We start from the raw sequence: 20,279 nt of genomic DNA, 5'->3' as shown, positions 1-20,279 counted from the left end.
GCTGGCCTCGTATTTGCCAACGTCAAGCCTCTAAAAACGCTGATAATGGACAAGTCTTGGGCCACCAGTCGCCCGGACGGCAGCACAATGCTGCGGGTAAGCGAAGGCTTCAAACCAACAGTCTCGCCACTCAAACACCCAAACTGATCGGTCTAAGACTGGCCCAAGGTAACCACCAAAGGCAGACCGATGCACCAGTGCCGTGAGACGGCACCTTTTAACTCAATGACTTTTGAAGAACTGAATCTGGCCCCTGCCATTCTGGACGCCGTGCGCGAGCAAGGTTACGAAACCCCCACACCTGTGCAAGCGCAAGCCATTCCGGCCGTGCTGTCTGGCGCAGATGTACTCGCCGGTGCACAAACCGGCACCGGTAAAACCGCAGGTTTTACGCTGCCTATCCTGCATTTGCTAAGCCAGCGCGAGCGCAAAAACAATGCTGTGCGCGCCCTGATCATGACGCCCACACGCGAGCTGGCCGCTCAAGTCGAAGAGTCTGTGCGCTTGTACGGCAAAAACCTTGACCTCACCTCCACTGTTGTGTTTGGTGGCGTGGGCATGAACCCCCAAGTCAAGAAGCTGCGCGCAGGCGTAGACATCTTGGTGGCCACGCCCGGGCGCTTGCTAGACCTGGTCGGCCAAGGCGCACTGGACTTGTCGCACGTTGAGATTTTGGTGCTTGACGAAGCCGACCGCATGCTGGACATGGGCTTTATTCACGACGTGAAAAAAGTCTTGGCCATCGTGCCTGCGCACAAGCAAAGCTTGTTGTTTTCGGCCACCTTCAGTGACGAAATACGACAGCTTGCCAACAACTTGTTGCGCGACCCACAGCACATTCAGGTCACGCCCAAAAATACAACGGTGCAACGCATCAGCCAGTGGATTTACCCAGTTGGTCGCTCCAAGAAGAAAGAGCTGTTGGCACACGTCATTGAAGCAAACAACTGGTCACAAGTGCTGGTGTTTACGCGTACCAAGTTTGGCGCCAACCACGTCGCGCAATTTTTGAGTGACAAAGGCATCACCGCCATGGCCTTGCATGGCAACAAAAGCCAAGCAGCGCGCACGCAAGCGCTGGCTGGTTTTAAAAGCGGTGAAGTGCGTGCCCTGGTGGCAACAGACATTGCCGCACGCGGCATTGACATTGACGAGCTGCCACACGTGGTGAACTACGAAATACCCAACATCAGCGAAGACTATGTGCACCGTATTGGCCGCACAGGCCGCGCCGGTGCCAGTGGTGAGGCTGTGAGTCTGGTGTGTATGGACGAAGAAGGCTTTATGCAAGACGTAGAGCGCTTTATCAACCAGCGCATTGAAGTCAAAATCATAGACGGCTTTGGTCCAGACGAAGGCGAGAAAGCTGAACCCATCGCCATGGGTCGCCAGGTGTTGTGGGGCGGCATTGGAAAGCCACCCGCACGCGATGTCATGGCAGCGGCGGGCAAGGCCGCACGGGGCGAAATGATGCAACGCATCCGCGAAAAGAAAGCAACCACGGGCGCGCCGGCAATGGTGGTGGTCGCAACGGTGGCGGACAAGGCCGACGCAATCAAGGCGGTGCACCAAGAAGCGAAGGCAACAGCCCACGTGCTGAAGCTGGCGGCGAAGGCCAGGAAGCACGCAACCCGGACTCACGCGGCAACCGCCGTCGTCGCCCACAACGCAATGGCGCAGGTGGTGGCGGTCAGGGCGGTCAAGGTGGTCAAGGTGGTCAAGGCTTCAGGCCAGAGCGCGGCAACGAAGCTTTTGGTGATGCACCCAGGCGAAACAGCGGTGGTGCCCAGCGCCAAGACCGCGAGCGGGGCGAGCCACGTGACCACAGCGGCGCGCGTCAGCCAGACCCATTGCGCACCAGCATTGACGCCATGAGTGAGCGTCGCGGTGGCGGCGGCAATGGCGGCAATCGCCGCCGTGGTGGCCCGGGTGGCAATGGTGGTGGCCAGGGCGGCGGTAACCGCGGCCCAGCCGACCCACTGCGCACCAACTTTGGCCGCATCAAGTAAGCAGCGACTTTGCGTTAGTCACACAGGCGTCTGGGACGCCTGTTTTTTTGGGCACCATACGGGGCATGTCTTCCCATACTGCCCCACTACCCACCTCCACAAACGCAGACAGCGTTCTTGAGCAATGGCTGGCCGACGAGGCGGCCAAACGCCACGTCATGGAAACAGGCGCCGGCCCTGGCGTGATGACGCCCGCACAATTTGGCGGTAAAACAGGGCTGGAAACCATGCAAGCCATGCTTGCTGGCAACGCGCCCTACCCCTCTATTGGTGCCACGCTGGACTTTATGCTGGTCGATGTTGGCGACGGCCGCGCAGTGTTTCAAGGCCGCCCTGGCCCTGCACACTTAAACCCCATGGGCACTTTGCATGGTGGCTGGTACGCTGCCATTTTGGACTCGGCGCTGGGCTGCTCGGTGCACAGCAAAATGCCAGTGGGGCGCGGTTACACCACAGCCGAGCTCAGCGTCAACCTGGTCAAAGCGGTCAACCTGGCCAGAACACCCCTTGTGCGGGCCATAGGTACCGTGCTGCACTGCGGTAAACAACTGGCCACTGCCGAAGCCAAACTCATTGGCCCTGACGGCACCTTGTACGCACACGCCAGCACCACCTGTTTGGTTTTCGAATTGCCAGCATAATCAGGCTCATGAGACTTTTACACACCATGCTGCGCGTTGGCGACTTAGACAAGTCCATCGCTTTTTACACAGACGTCTTGGGCATGCAGCTGCTGCGCAAATCCGAGAACCCAGAGTACAAATACACGCTTGCATTTGTTGGCTACGGCTCCAACCCTGAACACGCTGAGCTGGAGCTCACCTACAACTGGGGCCAAAGTGACTACGACTTGGGCACGGCCTACGGCCATATTGCGCTTGCCGTGGCAGACGCCTACGCAGCCTGCGACAAGATAAAAGCAGCCGGTGGTAACGTCACCCGGGAAGCAGGCCCAGTCAAAGGCGGCAGCACCGTCATTGCGTTTGTGACAGACCCTGACGGCTACAAGATAGAGCTGATTCAGCGCCCTGAGTCAACGTAAAAAATCCCGCAGATGCGGGACTTTTCAAGACGCAGTGGCTGTTCACTGCACCATGTTGCCGCTGATCATCACGTCAACGCGGCGCGCTTGCGCATAACTGCCCGTACCTATCAGCACCTCGGGTTTTCTCATCACCACGCGGTCTTCAGGTGCGCCGGCCATCAGCAACGATGCACGCACTGCCATGGCACGGCGCTTGGCCAACTCGGCATTGAAAGCCGGGTCACCGGTCTCGTCATGAAAACCGGACAACACCACAAACTTGCCGGCCTTGGCTGCAGTCACAGCGTCACCCAGGGCAGCACCGGCGCCAGAGGCCAGCTCAGCGCTGCCCGTTGCAAAGTAAAACGTCACCGCACCAGCATCCACAATCACACTGGCGTCATTGGCGTAGCCTTCAGCCTCAGCAAGGGCAGCGTCTTGTGATGCAACAGCAGCACTGTTTGATGAAGTCGATACGCCAGCCGTTGCGCCCTTGGTTTTCAAAACGCCCAAGCCCACCACACCACCAATCACCAATACCAGGATAGATAACAACAGGCACAAAACCACGCGTTCTTGTTCGTTGCTGTCTGATTGCATTGCAATACCTTTGTAAAAAATGAGATCCGGGCAACGGCGCGCCCTGCGACCCAATTGTAAGTCTTGGTAGCGCTGCAAACGCATTAGGCGTCACGCCATCGCCATCAGATTGGCTGCGCGACCAGTCCCAATATACTTGCCACATGAGCACTCAACATATCGCCGACCTGCGCAAAAGTTACGAACGCGCCGCCTTGAACGAGCAAGACTCCAAAGCTGACCCCAGGTTGCAGTTTGAGCAATGGCTGAACGAGGCCATTGAGGGACAGATACCAGAACCCAACGCCATGACACTGGCCACCGTGGACAACAACATGCGCCCCAGCACGCGTGTGGTGTTGATCAAGGGCTTGGACGAACAAGGTATTGTTTGGTACACCAACTACAACAGCCGCAAAGGCCAGCAGCTGGCGGGCAACCCCTATGCAGCCCTGCAGTTTCATTGGGTAGAGCTGGAGCGCGTGGTACGCATTGAAGGCATTGTCGAGAAAGTCAGCGACGCCGAAAGTGACGCCTACTTTCACAGCCGCCCACTGGACTCACGCATTGGCGCATGGGCCAGCCCACAAAGCGAAGTCATCAGCGGACGCGATGTCTTGGTCACCGCAGCCGCCAAATACGGTGCCAAATTTTTGCTCAACCCACCACGCCCACCGCACTGGGGTGGTTTTAGACTAAAGCCCACACGCTGGGAATTTTGGCAAGGACGCAAAAGCCGCCTGCACGACAGGCTGCAATACACGCCCAGCAACGACACAACGTGGTTGCGTGAGCGCTTGGCACCCTGACATGCTGCGTTAGTGGATTTGTCGAATTGGCTGGTCCGCCACCGCTTGCAACTGCGCATCACTCACCAAATGCGGTGCCACATCACGCAATGGCAGCACCACAAACGCGCGCTGCCACATGCGTGGGTGCGGCACTGTCAGCTGCGGCGAGCCAATGCTTGCACTGCCGTACAGCAGCACATCCAAATCAAGCGTGCGCGGTGCATTGGCGTAGCTGCGCACGCGCCCACCAGCAAGCTCTATAGCCTGCAGCGCCGCCAGCAACTGCGGCGGCGTTAACGTGGTGTCCATGCCCATCACAGCGTTGACATAGTCTGGCCCATCTGCCTGCCACGGTGGGCTTGCATACAGCGGCGACAAGCTGCTGGTGCCTGGTAGACCCAAGGCCGCAACCTCTGAAGCCGCGGCCAGCACCTGTGCACGCGCATCGCCCAGGTTGGCACCCAGCGCAATAAAACAGCGCACCGCCACGGCTACTTAACCGGACTGCGTGTCCGAGCCATCACCGCCCAAGTCGCCACCAGTGGGCTTGCGGCGGCGGCGACGGCGTTTGCGCGCGGGTGCACCGGCATCGCCAGTTGAATCATCGTCTCGCAATGCAAGCCCTATGTCTTGCGCATTTGTGGCAACTGCATTGTTGTCCGCATCAAGCGCCGCATCGGTGTTGGCCGCCGCTTTGCTTGATGCAGTTGTACGCGGCGCGCGCTTGCGTGGTGTTTTGGTGTTGGCTTGTGCGCGCAAGGCTTCCAGCATGTCGTAGCGCTCATCGTCCGAGGCCATGCTAAAGGTTTCCCACCACTGGGCCAATTCGGGCTCTACCTCGCCCACTTGGGCGCGCAGGCGCAAAAAGTCAAAGCCAGCTCTGAAGCGGTTTTGCGCGACCAAACTCATGGCGCTGCTTGGCGTGCGCTTGTCAAAGCGTGGCTGCATGGTCCAAATTTCGCGCATGTCTGCACCCAACTTGCCACGACCCGATACGTCGCCAATACGCGACTCAAACACGTCGTCCACCGCATCTTGCAACGCCGGAAAACTGCTGGGACGTGGGCCTTTTTGCGCACGCAAGCGCTTGTCCCAGCCATCACGCACGTCTGACCACAACACACAGGCCAGCAAAAAGCTAGGCGCTACGGGCTTGTCTTCGCCCACGCGCCTGTCGGTATCCACCAAGGCTTGGTGTACAAACGGACTGGATGCGCGCGCCACAGCCAAATCCAGCAATGGGTAAATGCCCTTGGCCAGCCCCAAGCTTTGCAGTGTCTCTACGGTGGCAACAGCATGGCCGGTTTGCAGCAGCTTGAGCATTTCGTCGAACAAACGGCTTTGCGGCACATCGTTTAACAACTTGGCGCTGAGCACCAACGGCTCGCGCGATGCCTTGTCTAGCGAAAAGCCCAAGTGTGACAACTTGGCCATGAAACGCACGGCTCTGATAATGCGCACCGGGTCTTCACGGTAACGCATGGCCGGGTCGCCAATCATGCGCATCACGCGTTTGCGCGCGTCGCGAATACCGTTGTGGTAGTCCACCACCACCTGCGTCGTGGGGTCGTAATACATGGCGTTGATGGTGAAATCGCGTCTGGCCGCATCCTCCTCCAGGGGGCCCCACACGTTGTCGCGCAATACGCGACCTGATGCGTCAACGGCGTGCGTGGCAGTGGCCAGCTGGTGCTTGCTGGTGCGCTCGTTGCCACTGACCTGTTGCGCGTCAGCGCTATCCAGATAGGCCCTAAAAGTAGACACCTCTATGACTTCGTGCTCACGTCCGCGCCCATACACCACGTGCACTATGCGAAAGCGCCTGCCAATGATGAAGGCGCGCCTGAACAAGCGCTTGACTTGCTCAGGTGTGGCATCCGTGGCCACATCAAAGTCCTTGGGGCGCACACCGCACAGCAAGTCACGCACAGCGCCGCCCACAATGTAGGCCTCAAAGCCGTCATCTTGCAGCGTTTGCACCACATCAATGGCGCGCTTATCCACCAAGTCAAGATTGATTTTGTGTGTCTTGGCAGGCACGTCTACGCGCTCACCAAACCTGGATGCTTCAGACGGCTGCGAGCCGCCCAGTAGTTTTTTTATAAATTTTTTAATCATTGAATAAATCCAGCACGGGCCAGCCGCGCTCGGTGGCGATAGCCTTTAGCCTATCGTCCGGGTTGGTAGCGACCGGATGAGTGGCACGCTCCAGAAGGGGTAAATCGTTGATGGAGTCGCTGTAAAAGTAGCTGTACTGCAAATCAGCCCAGCTCAGGCCCCTGTCAGCCAGCCATTGTTCCACACGTGTGACCTTGCCTTCTCTGAAGGACGGCGTGCCCGCAATGTCGCCGGTTGGCACACCATTGTTGTCCAGCACCAAGTCAACAGCAATCAGGTGGGCAATACCCAACGCCTTGGCAATGGGCGCGGTAATAAAGGCGTTGGTCGCAGTCACCAGCACAATCTCGTCGCCAGCACTGCGGTGCTTGTCCAGCAAGGCCCTGGCTTGCGGCCGAATCGCGGGCAATACCACCTGCGCCATGAACTGCTCATGGGCCCGTGCAGCCAAGGCTTGCGCGTTGTCACCCAAATCGCGCAAGCTGCGTGCCAAAGCGTATGTAGGTGTTGATGTCCAAGGTACCCGCCTTGTACTGTTGGTAGAAGGCGTCATTGGCTTTGGCAAATTGTTGGGCGTCGCGCCAACCCAACTGCACCGTGAACTGACCCCACGCGTGGTCAGAGTCCAGCGGCAGCAAGGTGTGGTCCAGGTCAAAAAGTGCGAGTTTCATAAGTTAGTCGTTGGCCTCAAGCATGGCCTTTATCAGCGGCACTGTGAGGGCGCGCTTGGTACGCAGCGCGTATTGGTCTAGGTGGGCCAGCAATTGCATCAGGCTGCTGAGGTCACGCGTGAAGCGATTGAGCATAAAGTCCATCACCTCATCGCCCAGCATCAGCCCGCGCTCATCGGCGGCGCGGCGCAATACCGCCCGGCGCTGTGCTTCATTGAGTGCATGTAATTGGAACACATGACCCCAACCCAGCCGGGTACGCAAGTCGTCACGCAACACCAAGTCGGCTGGGGGCAGCAAACCCGCTGCAAACACGCCCCTGACCACACCATTGGCAGGCGACAACGCATTGACAAACCAGTTAAACGCGCAGGCTTGCTGCTCTGCGGTGTACAGCTGGCAGTCGTCAAGCACCACGGCATCCCAGCTTTCGTCAAAGCTGCGCGGGTGCAAGACGCTGGCGTCCATCCAGCCCACACGCAAACCCTGCTCCACCAAGGCATGGCGCAAACCGCTTAGCAAATGCGTCTTGCCGCTACCGGCCTCCCCCCACAAATAAGTGGGCACAGGTGAGCGGCTAACGTGTGCTGCCCACATACGCAAGTGCCGCAAGCACTCGGCATTGCCACCGGCATCAAAGTTGTCCAGCGTTGGCAGCGGCGCCAAGCCAATGTCTAGCGCCAGTTGTTTCATGCAGCGTTGTACAAGTCACTGGCCAGGTACAACTTGTGCAAGCGGCCAAAGGCCACCAGCAACACCGCACCGGCAGGCAACGCAATGAGCACGCCCACAAAGCCAAACAAATGACCAAAGGCCATGAGCGCAAAAATAACGGTGATGGGATGCAAGCCAATACGCTCACCCAGCAAACGCGGTGTAAGCCACATGCTCTCAAGCACTTGCCCAACGCCGTAGACAGCCGCCACCCACAGCACGCCTGTAGCGTCTTGAAACTGAAGGGCTGCAGCCAATAGCGCAATGATCAACCCCAAGCCAAAACCTATGTAAGGCACAAACACGGCCAAGCCGGTAAACAGGCCAATGGGCAAGGCCAGCTGCAACCCCACCAAGGTCAATGCCACCACATACAACACGGCAAGCACCAACATCACCAGGGCTTGGCCGTGCAGGTACTGGCCCAACATGTGGTCAACGTCTGTAAAAAAATGTTGCACGCTATCGCGCCAACGCACTGGCACCACCAGCATGGCTTTGCTCAGCACACGCGGATAGTCCAGCAATAGGTAGTAAGCCACTATGGGCGTGAGCACCACGTTACCCAACACGGCCAGCAAGGCACTGCCACCAATGCGCAGCGAGGTGAGCAAGGTTTGCAAGATATCGGTTTCGTGTCCGGCCAACATGGTGCGCAAGGTCTGGCGCACCATGTCTACATCTACCGTGAGGCTTAGGCCAAAACGCGCGGCTAACGGCGTGGCCCACTGGTTGAAGTGGGTTAGCAGCGCTGGAATTTGGTCGCGCAGCAGCGGCAGCTGCTTGGTTACCACCGGCACAACCAGCAACAACAAAGCCACCAACACCACACACAACACGGCCAAGGCAATGCCAGCACCCAGCCACTTTGGAATGTTGTAGCAGGCCATGCGCTCCACCACTGGGTGCAGCGCGTAGGCCAACACGCCCGCCACGATAAACGGCGTGAGCACAGGTGCCAGCGCGCTCAGAAGCCACACGGCGGACAGGCCGACGGCCAGCCACAGCAGGCTTGTGCGCAATTGGGGGGATAAGAGCATGGTGTATTGACTAAAAGGGCCTGGTATCAGCGTTTGTACACAAGAAAGGGCGACAGATTCATACAATAGCGACTGTTGCCAAGCCACACCCCGTGCTGCGGCTGCGCAAACGCCTGGCACAGCTACTGTCGGTACGCTGCGCGCCATGTGCCATTTTACCCAGCATCACAGCTACCACTGCACCCGCCAATAGCTACTGAAAAGTCACTAAACGCTACTAAAAAGTCCCTGTTATGAGCCAAACACCCCTGTCCTACAAATCTGCCGGCGTTGACATTGAAGCGGGCGACGCCCTGATTGAACGCATCAAGCCGTTGGCGAAAAAGACATTGCGCGAGGGCGTGATGGCCGGCATTGGCGGTTTTGGTGCGCTGTTTGAAGTGCCCAAGCGCTACAAGGAACCCGTGCTGGTCAGCGGCACCGACGGCGTAGGCACCAAACTCAAACTCGCCTTTGAATGGGGCATGCACGACACCGTGGGCATTGACCTGGTAGGCATGAGTGTGAACGACATATTGGTGCAAGGTGCAGAGCCTTTGTTCTTTCTGGATTACTTTGCATGCGGCAAGCTAGACGTGGACACCGCGGCAGCGGTGGTCGGCGGCATTGCAGCGGGCTGCGAAGCCAGTGGCTGCGCGCTCATCGGTGGCGAGACGGCAGAAATGCCAGGCATGTACCCCGACGGCGAATACGACCTTGCAGGCTTCGCTGTGGGCGTTGTTGAAAAGGCCAACATCCTGGACGGCAGCACCGTGGCCGCTGGCGACGTGGTCCTTGGTCTTGCATCCAACGGCGTGCACTCCAATGGCTTTAGCCTGGTACGCAAGTGCATTGAGCGCGCAGCCAGCAACCTACCCCGGCAACTGGATGGCAAGCCCTTTAAAGAAGCGCTGATGGCCCCTACCCGCTTGTACGTCAAAAGCGTATTGAGCGCGCTCACATTGGGCAGCATCAAGGCGTTGGCTCACATCACCGGTGGCGGCCTGCTGGAGAACATTCCGCGCGTACTGCCCGAGGGCTTGGGCGTAGACCTCAGTCGCAGCGCATGGCCACAAACCGAGCTGTTTGCCTGGCTGCAACAAACAGCAGGCATTGACGAAGTAGAAATGAACCGCACCTTTAACAATGGCATTGGCATGGTGCTGGTATGCAAGCCTGAGCACGCGCAAACGCTAAAAGACCACTTGAGCGCCGCTGGCGAGACGGTCTATGCCATGGGCACAGTGGTGCACAGAGGCCCAGACCAAGGCGCTGTGGTTCAGGTGCATTAACAAGCCAACGCCGCCTTTGCGCGCGGCGGCTGGTAACTGCAAGCGCGTGGCCTACAATTTTTGCAATTGCAACAACGCCGCGCTCACCTGCGCGGCATCCGGTGCGCCAGGCGCTTCTCGGAGGTAAGTCTCCAAGTCGCGCACGGCACTGTGCTTGTCGCCCAATCTTGCAGCACAAAGGCCGCGGTCACGCCGGTACTCCCAGCGCCTGGGGCTTAGCAACACCAGACGCTCATGTACGCAAAGCTCACGCGGCGCATCATCCTGGCTTTTGTGAATTTCGCGCAAATTGGACAGCACAGCACGCGCACCACAATGTCGTGGTTGCTGGCAGGTTGCAAAAACAAGTCAACAGGCGCGTCATCTGCGCCAGTCATACCCAATTGCGCCTTAAATGGTTCCGCACGTTCTGACAACTCTTCCCGGCTAAGGCTCACACCACCAAACGGGTCAACAATGACTTGCCCCTCAGGCAAGGCCAGTTTGCATAAAAAGTGTCCGGGAAAGCTCACACCATGTGCGGTCAGGTCCAGACTGGCTGCCAGCTCCAGCCAGATAACAGCCAGCGAAATGGGTATGCCCCGACGTGTGGCCAGTACCACATGCAAATAACTGTTGTCCGGGTCGTAATAGTTGTTGAGATTGCCTTGAAACCCCAGGTCCACAAAGAAAAACTGGTTCAAGGCGCGCAGCCTGTCCACTGGCTTGGCCTGTGCAGGCACGCGTCTGTGCAAACGCTCTATCAGTTGGTCTACCGCATTGGGCACAGCGGCCACATCCAACTCCGGGTATTCGTCCATGGCCAAGCTGGCAATGGTTTCCAGTAGCGGCAAGTCCGACTCGTCGGCCACCAACATGGCGAAATAACCCAGCGCAGACTGGGTAGGCGGCGTCCAGTTCATGACCGCTCCTTATCGGGCACACCCGACGCAAGTGCCGTAGACACGCTGGCGCGTCGCATGAGTTGGCGCAGCGGCATACCCAGCAAAGCCAAACCGCCAAAGTAAATAACCGCGCAGCCCAAAGCCACACCCGCCAGGGCAGCAATGCGCAAAGACCATTGACTTTGCCATGCGGCCCAGTCAATGGCTTGTGCACTAAACCACATCCACGCACCCAAGGCTGTGGACACTACGGCAATGCGCAACAAAAACAAACCCCAGCCAGGCGACATGCGCAAGGTGCCCTTACGCACCAAACCCACCCACAGCCAGGTCGCGTTCAACACCGCCCCCGCGCCTATGGCCAACGCCAAACCGGCATGGGCAAAGTGCGGCACCAGTACCAGGTTGAGCAGTTGGGTAAACACCAGCACCACAACGGCAATCATGACCGGCGTTTTGATGTCTTGCTTGGCGTAATAGCCAGGCGCCAAAATCTTGATGGCCACCAAACCCACCAAGCCCACGCCATAACCCATTAAAGCCAGGCTTGTTTGGTGCAAGTCGCCGTCATTGAAGCGGCCGTAGTGGTACAGCACAGACACCAGCGCCTGCGGCATTAGCAACAAGGCCAACGCGCATGGCACAGTGAGCAACACCACCAGGCGCAAGCCCCAGTCCAGCAGCCCGCTGTAAGCTGCATCGTCGCCACGCGCTTTGGAGGCCGCCAATTGCGGCAGCAACACCACACCCAATGCAACGCCCAACAAGGCCGTTGGAAACTCCATCAAACGGTCAGCGTAAGTCAGCCAGCTCACACTGCCCGGCTGCAAATGTGAGGCGATTTGGGTGTTGATCAGCAGCGATATTTGCGCCACGCTCACACCCAACAAGGCCGGGCCCATGAGCCTGAGAATTTGTCGCGTACCAGGATCGCGCCAAGCGTCACGCACCACGCTTGGGCGGCAGGCAATGCGCGGCAACATGCCAATACGCAACAACGCTGGTATTTGCACGCCCAATTGCAGCAAACCACCCACCATCACACCACCCGCCATGGCGTAAATAGGCTCTATGCCCTTGCCAGCCAGCCATGGCGCACCCAAGGCGGCGGCGGCAATCATGGCGACATTCAGCAGCACCGGCGTGGCCGCGGGCACCACAAACCGCTTCCAGGTGTTGAGCACACCAGCGGCCAAGGCCACCAGCGACATGAAACCAATATAGGGGAACATCCACTGCGTCAGCAGCACCGCCGTGTCAAACCCGTTACCGGTTTGCTGCAAACCACTGGCCATGGCCCACACCACCCACGGCGCGCCCACCACACCCGCAACGCAAGTCAGCAGCAGCGCCCACACCAGCACTGTGGCCACGGAATCGACCAATTGCTTGGTGACCACATCGCCTTGACTGGCTCTGGTGGCGGCCAGCACGGGGACAAAAGCCTGGCTGAAAGCGCCCTCTGCAAACAAGCGCCGCAGCAGGTTGGGTATGCGAAACGCCACATTAAAAGCGTCTGTGGTGGCGCTGGCACCAAAAAAGGCAGCCACCAGCAACTCGCGCATCAATCCGGTAATGCGCGAGGCCAGCGTCAGTACAGACACCAAAGAGGCAGCTTTGAATAAGTTCACGCAACCAGTGTAGCGGTTTGTACAAGGCCAAGACTCGGGCTATAATGCTGGGTTAGCTGGCAACATCTACAAACCGTTAAGGAAATCATATTATGGCAACCAAGCCAAAGAAAAAGAACCCGCGCCTAGCCTCTGGCCGTAAACGCGCACGCCAAAACATCAAACTGAACGCAGCGCACACCTCACTGCGTTCAAAGTACCGCACCGTTGTTAAAAACGTCGAAAAAGCTGTTGCAGCTGGCGAAAAAGACAAAGCGGTTGAGTTGTTCTCAAAGATGCAAGCTGTTGTTGACAGCATTGCTGACAAGGGCATCTTCCACAAAAACAAGGCTGCTCGCGACAAGAGCCGCCTGAGCGCCAAAGTAAAAGCTTTGGCAACTGCTGCAGCCTAACTGGCTGTTTTGGGAGCCTGACACTCGTACACAGGCTTCAGCTACAAGCACGAGGTTTAAAACAAGTTTTTAAACCGCGCCGTTTGAATTGGGTGCGCTGCCAGCTAAACCCGCATGAAAAAACCGCTGAATTCAGCGGTTTTTTTTCGTCTGACTTTTTGTACTAACCCTTTGGGGGCGCGGTCTTGTTATCAGCATCGGGCAACAGGCACGCCTCTGAAATCACCAAGTCGTTATCACGCCCGAAATTGATCACAAAATCCCAGGCCATGGGCTCAAACGCTCTCAGCTCTGCCTGCACAACCACGCAACGCACGCCATTGAGCAAAATGGGCACGCACCACGGCGAATAGGTTAAGTGGTCACCAGGCTGCGCCCCACCCGGCTAAACGAACACATGACGCCCGCAAGCCGCTCGGCCCAGTCACTGGGCCTGAAGACCTTACCTTTGCTGGTAATGCCTTGAATGAAAACTTCTTTGGCGTTATTGGAAACCATGAGGGGGTTTGGTTATGCGGCAATGCGCAACTCTAGCGCAGCCAGGCTTTAAAAGTCGCCTGGTCGGCATGCATTGTGTGCCAGATGTATTGTATCTTGTATAAGACTTGATACCCCCGAAACACATCGCCAATGCACGCTAACAGCCCACTGTCGTTGCCTGCACGCCTTGGCCTGATAAGCCCCTAAAATCGGCGTTTCCCCTTTTGTTTGCTACCGCCCCTACGGACACGCCGCCATGACCACACCCGCCCCAGTCGCCTCACCACACGTGATGAACACCTACGGGCGACTGCCTATAGCGTTGTCACACGGCAAGGGCTGCACAGTGTGGGACACCGAAGGCAAGCAATACCTCGACGCCTTGGGCGGCATCGCCGTCAACACGCTGGGCCATGCACACCCCACACTCGTTGCGGCATTGCAGGACCAAGTCGGCAAACTCATTCACACCTCCAACTACTACCATGTGCCGCACCAAGAAGCCTTGGCCGCCAAACTGGTGGAGTTGTCTGGCATGACCAATGTGTTCTTTTGCAACAGTGGTCTGGAGGCCAACGAGGGCGCACTCAAAATAGCGCGCAAATTTGGCCACGACAAGGGCATAGACAAGCCCAAGGTGGTGGTGTACGAGCGTGCCTTTCATGGCCGCAGCATTGCCACACTCAGCGCCACGGGCAACCCCAAAATTCACGCCGGCTTTGGCCCATTGGTAGACGACTTTATTCGTGTACCGCTCAACGACATCAACGCCCTCAAGGCAGCCACACACGAGCGCAACGACGTGGTGGCCGTGTTTTTTGAAGCCATTCAAGGCGAAGGTGGCGTACACCCCCTTGACGACGGCTACATAAAGGCTGTGCGCGCGCTGTGCGATGAACGCGACTGGCTGCTCATGATTGACGAGGTGCAATGCGGAATTGGCCGCACTGGCAAATGGTTTGCCCACCAATGGGCAGGCATAGTGCCAGATGTGATGCCCCTGGCCAAAGGTCTAGGCTCTGGCGTGCCCATAGGCGCAATCGTGGCAGGCCCCAAGGCGGCCCATGTGCTTCAGCCCGGCAACCACGGCTCTACCTTTGGCGGCAACCCGCTGGCCATGCGCGCTGGCGTTGAGACGCTGGCCATCATGCAAAACGAGCACATCATGGCCAACGCCGCGGATGTGGGTGAATACCTACAAGCGCAACTCAAAGACGCCTTTGCAGACCAGCCCGGCGTTGTGAGTGTGCGCGGCAAAGGCCTGATGATTGGCGTGGAACTCAACAAGCCTTGCGGCCAACTCATTGGCCTGGCCATGCAACATGGCCTGCTGATTAGCGTGACAGCCGACACCGTCATTCGACTGGTACCACCGCTCATACTGACGCGCGCGCAAGCCGACGAAATCGTGGCCATACTAAAGCCCTTGGTCAACGACGTACTTGCAGGCAACGCCTAAACACCACGCTACCCCATGAAACATTACCTACAGTTCAGTGACTTCTCAGCCGACGACTACGCGTGGATTTTGGAACGCGCGCGCATCATCAAAGCCAAGTTCAAGTCTTACGAAAAATACCAACCCCTTAGCGACCGCACGCTGGCGCTGATCTTTGAAAAAGCCAGTACCCGCACCCGCGTGAGCTTTGAGGCAGGCATGTACCAAATGGGTGGCTCTGTGGTGCACCTCACCACTGGCGACAGCCAACTGGGGCGCTCTGAGCCCATTGAAGACAGCGCCCGTGTGATCAGCCGCATGACAGATATCGTGATGATTCGCACCTATGAGCAAAGCAAGCTAGAGCGCTTTGCCGAGTTTTCACGCGTACCCGTGATCAATGGCCTCACCAACGAATACCACCCTTGCCAAATTTTGGCGGACATCTTCACCTACATTGAGCACCGCGGCCCCATCGCAGGCAAAACCGTGGCATGGGTAGGTGACGGCAACAACATGGCAAACACCTGGCTGCAAGCCGCAGACATTTTGGGTTTTACCGTACACGTGAGCACGCCCAGTGGGTACGAAGTCGACGCCAAGCTGGCGCACGTCAACAACCCCGACTGTGTCAAAACATTTGCCAGCCCCACACAAGCCTGCGCCGGTGCTGACTTGGTCACCACCGATGTGTGGACCAGCATGGGCTATGAAGCTGAAAACGAAGCCAGACGCAAAGCCTTTGGCGACTGGTGTGTAGACGAGGCCATGATGGCCAAAGCCAAGCCCGATGCGCTGTTTATGCACTGCTTACCCGCACACCGTGGCGAAGAAGTAGAGGCCGAAGTGATAGATGGGCCACAGTCTGTTGTGTGGGACGAGGCAGAAAACCGCATGCACGTGCAAAAAGCACTGATGGAGTTTTTGCTGTTGGGACGTGTGAGCGGCTAAACCCGACGCTGCGCAGGCCGGACTTGGTAAATACCGGTAACAACGATGGCGACAGGCCAGAGGCAGCCTGACCACTAGCCACCAGCAACATCGGCTGGCGTGGCGGCTTACTTTCTGGTCAGGGCGGTGTGCAAGCCATAGCCATAAAGCCACGGCTGATCCAGCAAACGCCCGCCCAAAGCCCACATGGCCGTATTGCGCGCCACGCGCTTGACACCGCTGGCATGGAAAATACGCCCATTGCGTTTGGCACGTTGCTGCACCTTGGCATTGCGCTGCCAGCGATTGACGGCATAGGTACGCAACTGTTGTGGCACGCTCAGTGCCGGCATGGCCAACACGCGGCCCAGCTCGTAAGCGTCTTCAATGGCCATGCCTGCGCCTTGTGCCAAATAGGGGCGCATGGGGTGAGCCGCATCGCCCAACAACGCCACACGGCCCATGGCCATATCATCAGGCCCGCTCACGGGTGCACGCTCAAACAGCTGCCAAGCCAGCCAACCATCGGGGTGATCAATGCTGCGCTCGTCGGGCACGCTGGCAATCAGGTCTGACAACATCTTGCAGGTATTGCCCAATGCATTTTTAACCTCAAAGGCAGGCGTGACGTTGTCCCACCACTGCGCCTCGCCATTCAAGGTGGCGTGTGCCACCACCACCACATTCATGGCCTCACCGCTGCGCACCGGATACTGCACCACGTGCACCAATGGGCCCAGCCACACGGTCACATCCGGGCTACGTGCCACAGGCTGCATATCGGCACAAGGCACCATGGCACGGTAAGCCACGTGGCCTGTAGGCTCAGGGGCGGCACTGCCCAGCAGCGCCTCACGCGTGCGACTCCACAAGCCATCAGCCCCCACTAAAACATCACCCTGCACAGCCGGGTCATCCCCCACTTGCAAACAAACGCCTTCCACCGACGAGTCGTCCACACTCACCACACTGCGCCCAGTGCGAATAGACAAGCCGCTGAGTTGGGTGAATCCATCGAGCAACACACGGTGCAGGTCCGCACGATGCACGCACACATAAGGCGCGCCATAAGCCGCAAGACTGGATTCGCCCAAAGGCTTACGGGCCAGCACACGCCCTGTTTGCACCGATCGCACAACCAGGTTTTGCGGCACACAGGCAACCGCCAACAACTCGTCCAGCAAGCCCCACGCTTCTAAAATGCGCGTGGCATTGGGCCCCAGTTGTATGCCAGCGCCCACTGGCGCAAAGGCGCCTGACTGCTCAAACATGCGCACCATGTGGCCTTGGCGCGCACAAGCGATGCCAGCGGCCAAACCGCCAATGCCTGCACCGGCAACCAAGACCTGCGCCCTAGATTCACGACCACTTAAGCCGCCACAACCCCACACCATGCGTATGACTTTCCTTATTGCGAATAGCTGCCCATTTTGACAGACCTAGCCGATGGAAAAGACCAATGAAAAAGCCTCGCCTGCGCAGCAGACGAGACCTTGGCAGCAATAAAAAACCCGCCTTTTGCACGTCTGCCTTGCAGCAGAACTTTGGCCGAAACCAAGACGTGTGGCGGGTGTGTTGTGACTGATTTTAACTAAGCTGCTAACGGCAATCGGAGCTGCTTCATTTGACAAAAAAACGGCCCAGAGATCGCTCTCTGGGCCGTTTTTATCAGGGGGTCACCGCCTAGGCTCAGGCTTTGACGTTCTTCGCGTTCTCCACGTACTCTTCGATTTGGTCAAAGTTCATGTAACGGTAGACCTGCGCGCCGGCCTGGTTGATCACGCCCATGTCGGCATGGTATTCCGCTACGGTTGGGATGCGACCCAACTTAGAACAAATAGCGGCCAATTCGGCAGAGCCCAGGAAAACGTTTGAGTTTTTACCCAAACGGTTGGGGAAGTTGCGTGTGGACGTTGACATCACAGTCGCACCCTCGCGCACCTGGGCCTGGTTACCCATACACAGTGAGCAGCCTGGCATTTCGGTGCGCGCACCGGCTGCGCCAAATACGCCGTAGTGGCCTTCTTTGGTCAGCTCGGCAGCGTCCATCTTGGTGGGCGGTGCCACCCACAGCTTCACGGGGATGTCACGCTTGCCTTCCAGCAGCTTGGATGCGGCGCGGAAGTGGCCGATGTTGGTCATGCAAGAGCCGATAAACACTTCGTCAATGGGTGTGTTCACCACGTCTGACAAAAACTTGGCATCGTCTGGGTCATTAGGGCAGCACACGATAGGCTCTGTGATATCTGCCAAATCAATTTCTATGACTTCGGCGTACTCAGCGTCCTTGTCTGCCTCCAGCAACTCGGGGTTGGCCATCCACGCTTCCATGGCGTCAATGCGGCGCTGCAAGGTTCGCTTGTCTTCGTAACCGCTGGCAATCATGTTTTTCATGAGCACGACGTTTGAGGTCATGTACTCAATGATGGGCTCTTTGTTGAGCTTGACGGTACAGCCAGCGGCAGAGCGCTCGGCAGACGCGTCTGACAATTCAAACGCTTGCTCTACCTTGAGATCTGGCAAACCTTCAATTTCCAGAATACGGCCTGAGAAGGCGTTGATCTTGCCTTTCTTGGCAACTGTCAACAAGCCGTTCTTGATGCCGTACAACGGAATGGCGTGTACCAGGTCGCGCAAGGTGATGCCAGGCTGCATCTTGCCTTTAAAGCGCACCAGAATACTCTCTGGCATGTCCAGCGGCATCACACCTGTGGCAGCTGCAAACGCCACCAGGCCAGAGCCTGCTGGGAATGAAATACCAATGGGGAAACGGGTGTGGCTGTCGCCGCCTGTGCCCACTGTGTCTGGCAACAACAAACGGTTGAGCCACGAATGGATCACACCGTCGCCTGGGCGCAGTGATACACCACCACGGTCAGAAATAAACGATGGCAATTCGTGGTGCATCTTCACGTCAACAGGCTTGGGGTAAGCCGCGGTGTGACAGAAAGACTGCATGACCAAGTCGCTTGAGAAGCCCAAACACGCGAGGTCTTTGAGTTCGTCGCGCGTCATGGGGCCTGTGGTGTCCTGAGAGCCCACAGTGGTCATTTTGGGCTCGCAGTAAGTACCTGGGCGAATACCGGTTTGGTTGCCATTGGCAACTGGCATGCCGCAGGCGCGGCCCACCATTTTTTGCGCCACGGTAAAGCCTTTGCCTGTGTCTACAGGTGCCTTTGGCAAGCGGAAGGTCGTCGCTGCGGGCAGGCCCAAAAACTCGCGCGCTTTGGCGGTGAGTGAGCGACCAATGATGAGGTTGATACGACCACCAGCCTGGACTTCATCCAGCAATACGTCGCTTTTGAGAGCAAAGTTTTCAACCAGAACGCCGGCTTTTTCAATCTTGCCTTCGTAGGGGAAGATGTCTATGACATCGCCCATTTCCAGCTTGGACACATCCACCTCAATAGGCAGTGAGCCCGAGTCTTCTTGGGTGTTGAAGAAAATAGGGGCGATTTTGCCGCCCAGCGTGACACCGCCAAAACGCTTGTTGGGCACAAACGGAATGTCTTCGCCCGTCGCCCACACCACAGAGTTGGTGGCAGACTTGCGTGATGAACCCGTGCCCACAACGTCGCCAACGTAGGCAACCAAGTTGCCCTTTTCTTTCAGGTCGTTGATGAACTGCATGGGGCCGCGCTTGCCGTCTTCTTCTGGCTTGAACACCGCGTCCGCGCGGGTGTTTTTAAGCATGGCCAGGTAGTGCAGCGGAATGTCGGGGCGGCTCCAAGCGTCTGGCGCGGGTGACAAGTCGTCGGTGTTGGTCTCGCCTGGCACCTTGAACACGGTGACTGTGATTTTTTCAGCCACTTTGGGACGGGTGGTAAACCACTCTGCATCGGCCCAGCTTTGCAACACGTCTTTGGCTTGCGCGTTACCCGCCTTGGCTTTGTCTGCAACATCGTGAAAGGCGTCAAACATCAGCAATGTTTTCTTGAGCGCCTGTGCGGCCACACCAGCGACTGCAGGCTTGTCTAGCAAGTCAACCAAAGGCTTGACGTTGTAGCCGCCCAGCATGGTGCCCAGCAACTGGGTGGCATGCTCTGGCGTGATCAAACCACAGGCCACATCAGCGTGAGCGACTGCAGACAAGAACGATGCTTTGACCTTGGCAGCGTTGTCCACGCCTGGTGGCACGCGGTGGGTGAGCATCTCAACCAAGTCTTCGCCGTGGCCAGCAGGTGGGTTTTTAATGAGCTCAATCAACGCTGCCGTTTGCTCGACATTCAGTGGCAACGGCGGAATACCAAGGGCTGCGCGCTCGGCGACGTGGGCTTGGTAGCTGTTCAAAAAATCAGACATCAGAT

At 57.8% G+C, this 20,279-nt stretch carries 17 protein-coding genes and 3 pseudogenes; 8 read left to right on the top strand and 12 right to left on the bottom strand.

The genetic code is table 11. From position 1 onward, the window contains the following. Positions 1 to 225 precede the first annotated feature (225 nt). The 3 genes and pseudogenes from LN050_11245 to gloA all read left to right on the top strand — a co-directional run bounded on the left by LN050_11245 (position 226) and on the right by gloA (position 3,051). A pseudogene (locus tag LN050_11245) lies at positions 226 to 2,009 on the top strand (DEAD/DEAH box helicase). Positions 2,010 to 2,074: 65 nt separating this feature from the next. After that, positions 2,075 to 2,650 carry a PaaI family thioesterase gene (locus LN050_11240; GenBank protein ID UFS56283.1) on the top strand — a complete coding sequence of 192 codons (576 nt, stop codon included), beginning with the start codon at positions 2,075 to 2,077 and terminating at the stop codon, positions 2,648 to 2,650. A gap of 8 nt (positions 2,651 to 2,658) precedes the next feature. Further along, positions 2,659 to 3,051, top strand: coding sequence for a lactoylglutathione lyase (gene gloA, locus LN050_11235; protein ID UFS56282.1), 393 nt, complete (start codon positions 2,659 to 2,661; stop codon positions 3,049 to 3,051). 42 nt (positions 3,052 to 3,093) lie between these two features. On the opposite strand, the gene LN050_11230 is transcribed toward gloA, so the two are convergent. Then, positions 3,094 to 3,633 carry an OmpA family protein gene (locus LN050_11230; protein ID UFS56281.1) on the bottom strand — a complete coding sequence of 180 codons (540 nt, stop codon included), beginning with the start codon at positions 3,631 to 3,633 and terminating at the stop codon, positions 3,094 to 3,096. A gap of 143 nt (positions 3,634 to 3,776) precedes the next feature. Here LN050_11230 and pdxH point away from each other — a divergent pair, with 143 nt between their 5' ends. Next, a complete protein-coding gene (pdxH, locus tag LN050_11225; GenBank protein UFS56280.1) occupies positions 3,777 to 4,421 on the top strand; it encodes a pyridoxamine 5'-phosphate oxidase in 645 nt (214 codons plus the stop codon). A gap of 9 nt (positions 4,422 to 4,430) precedes the next feature. Here the strand turns inward: pdxH and folK are convergent, their stop codons facing one another. From folK to LN050_11200, 5 genes and pseudogenes are all read right to left on the bottom strand, one after another. Beyond that, entirely contained in the window at positions 4,431 to 4,892 is a 462-nt protein-coding gene (gene folK / locus LN050_11220; protein UFS56279.1) for a 2-amino-4-hydroxy-6-hydroxymethyldihydropteridine diphosphokinase, read from the bottom strand. Between the two features lie 6 nt (positions 4,893 to 4,898). Continuing rightward, positions 4,899 to 6,521: a polynucleotide adenylyltransferase PcnB gene (pcnB, locus tag LN050_11215; GenBank protein ID UFS56278.1), complete on the bottom strand. Its 1,623-nt coding sequence runs from the start codon at positions 6,519 to 6,521 to the stop codon at positions 4,899 to 4,901. Next, a pseudogene (locus LN050_11210) lies at positions 6,514 to 7,192 on the bottom strand (HAD-IB family hydrolase). The gene pcnB and the pseudogene LN050_11210 overlap by 8 nt, the downstream one beginning before the upstream one ends. A gap of 3 nt (positions 7,193 to 7,195) precedes the next feature. Further along, positions 7,196 to 7,885 (bottom strand): DnaA regulatory inactivator Hda, encoded by a 690-nt coding sequence (gene hda / locus LN050_11205; protein ID UFS56277.1) that lies wholly within the window; start codon positions 7,883 to 7,885, stop codon positions 7,196 to 7,198. Further along, positions 7,882 to 8,946: an AI-2E family transporter gene (locus tag LN050_11200; GenBank protein ID UFS56276.1), complete on the bottom strand. Its 1,065-nt coding sequence runs from the start codon at positions 8,944 to 8,946 to the stop codon at positions 7,882 to 7,884. The genes hda and LN050_11200 overlap by 4 nt, the downstream gene beginning before the upstream one ends. Positions 8,947 to 9,179: 233 nt before the next feature. Here LN050_11200 and purM point away from each other — a divergent pair, with 233 nt between their 5' ends. Next, complete coding sequence (gene purM, locus LN050_11195) at positions 9,180 to 10,217, top strand: phosphoribosylformylglycinamidine cyclo-ligase (protein UFS56275.1); 1,038 nt, start codon at positions 9,180 to 9,182, stop codon at positions 10,215 to 10,217. Positions 10,218 to 10,268: 51 nt separating this feature from the next. Here the strand turns inward: purM and LN050_11190 are convergent, their stop codons facing one another. Genes LN050_11190 through murJ form a run of 3 tightly spaced genes read right to left on the bottom strand, consistent with a single transcriptional unit; the run spans position 10,269 to position 12,732 of the window. Next, entirely contained in the window at positions 10,269 to 10,517 is a 249-nt protein-coding gene (locus LN050_11190; GenBank protein ID UFS56274.1) for a tetratricopeptide repeat protein, read from the bottom strand. After that, positions 10,433 to 11,119, bottom strand: a complete 687-nt coding sequence (locus tag LN050_11185) for a transglutaminase-like domain-containing protein (protein UFS56273.1) — start codon at positions 11,117 to 11,119, stop codon at positions 10,433 to 10,435. The genes LN050_11190 and LN050_11185 overlap by 85 nt, the downstream gene beginning before the upstream one ends. Further along, the gene (gene murJ / locus LN050_11180) at positions 11,116 to 12,732 is read right to left on the bottom strand and encodes a murein biosynthesis integral membrane protein MurJ (GenBank protein ID UFS56272.1); all 1,617 of its coding nucleotides are present in this window, start codon (positions 12,730 to 12,732) and stop codon (positions 11,116 to 11,118) included. The genes LN050_11185 and murJ overlap by 4 nt, the downstream gene beginning before the upstream one ends. A gap of 92 nt (positions 12,733 to 12,824) precedes the next feature. On the opposite strand from murJ, the gene rpsT reads away from it, so the two are divergent. Beyond that, positions 12,825 to 13,124 (top strand): 30S ribosomal protein S20, encoded by a 300-nt coding sequence (gene rpsT / locus LN050_11175; protein ID UFS56271.1) that lies wholly within the window; start codon positions 12,825 to 12,827, stop codon positions 13,122 to 13,124. 163 nt (positions 13,125 to 13,287) lie between these two features. On the opposite strand, the pseudogene LN050_11170 reads toward rpsT, so the two are convergent. After that, positions 13,288 to 13,622: pseudogene (locus LN050_11170) on the bottom strand (DUF3579 domain-containing protein). 238 nt (positions 13,623 to 13,860) lie between these two features. Between LN050_11170 and LN050_11165 the strand changes: the two are divergent. Both LN050_11165 and argF read left to right on the top strand, forming a co-directional pair. Next, positions 13,861 to 15,063, top strand: coding sequence for an aspartate aminotransferase family protein (locus LN050_11165; protein ID UFS56270.1), 1,203 nt, complete (start codon positions 13,861 to 13,863; stop codon positions 15,061 to 15,063). Between the two features lie 15 nt (positions 15,064 to 15,078). Then, positions 15,079 to 15,993 (top strand): ornithine carbamoyltransferase, encoded by a 915-nt coding sequence (argF, locus tag LN050_11160; protein ID UFS56269.1) that lies wholly within the window; start codon positions 15,079 to 15,081, stop codon positions 15,991 to 15,993. A gap of 107 nt (positions 15,994 to 16,100) precedes the next feature. Here argF and LN050_11155 read toward each other — a convergent pair whose 3' ends face one another. Both LN050_11155 and acnB read right to left on the bottom strand, forming a co-directional pair. Beyond that, entirely contained in the window at positions 16,101 to 17,366 is a 1,266-nt protein-coding gene (locus tag LN050_11155) for an FAD-dependent monooxygenase (protein ID UFS56268.1), read from the bottom strand. 295 nt (positions 17,367 to 17,661) lie between these two features. After that, on the bottom strand, positions 17,662 to 20,274 hold the full coding sequence (gene acnB / locus LN050_11150; GenBank protein UFS56267.1) for a bifunctional aconitate hydratase 2/2-methylisocitrate dehydratase: 2,613 nt from the start codon (positions 20,272 to 20,274) through the stop codon (positions 17,662 to 17,664). Positions 20,275 to 20,279 lie beyond the last annotated feature (5 nt).

The organism is Comamonadaceae bacterium M7527, from assembly GCA_021044545.1.
Taxonomy (GTDB): domain Bacteria; phylum Pseudomonadota; class Gammaproteobacteria; order Burkholderiales; family Burkholderiaceae_C; genus RS62.
Note: the sequence above shows the minus strand (reverse complement) of the source record. Positions and strands in the feature narration are given on the sequence as shown.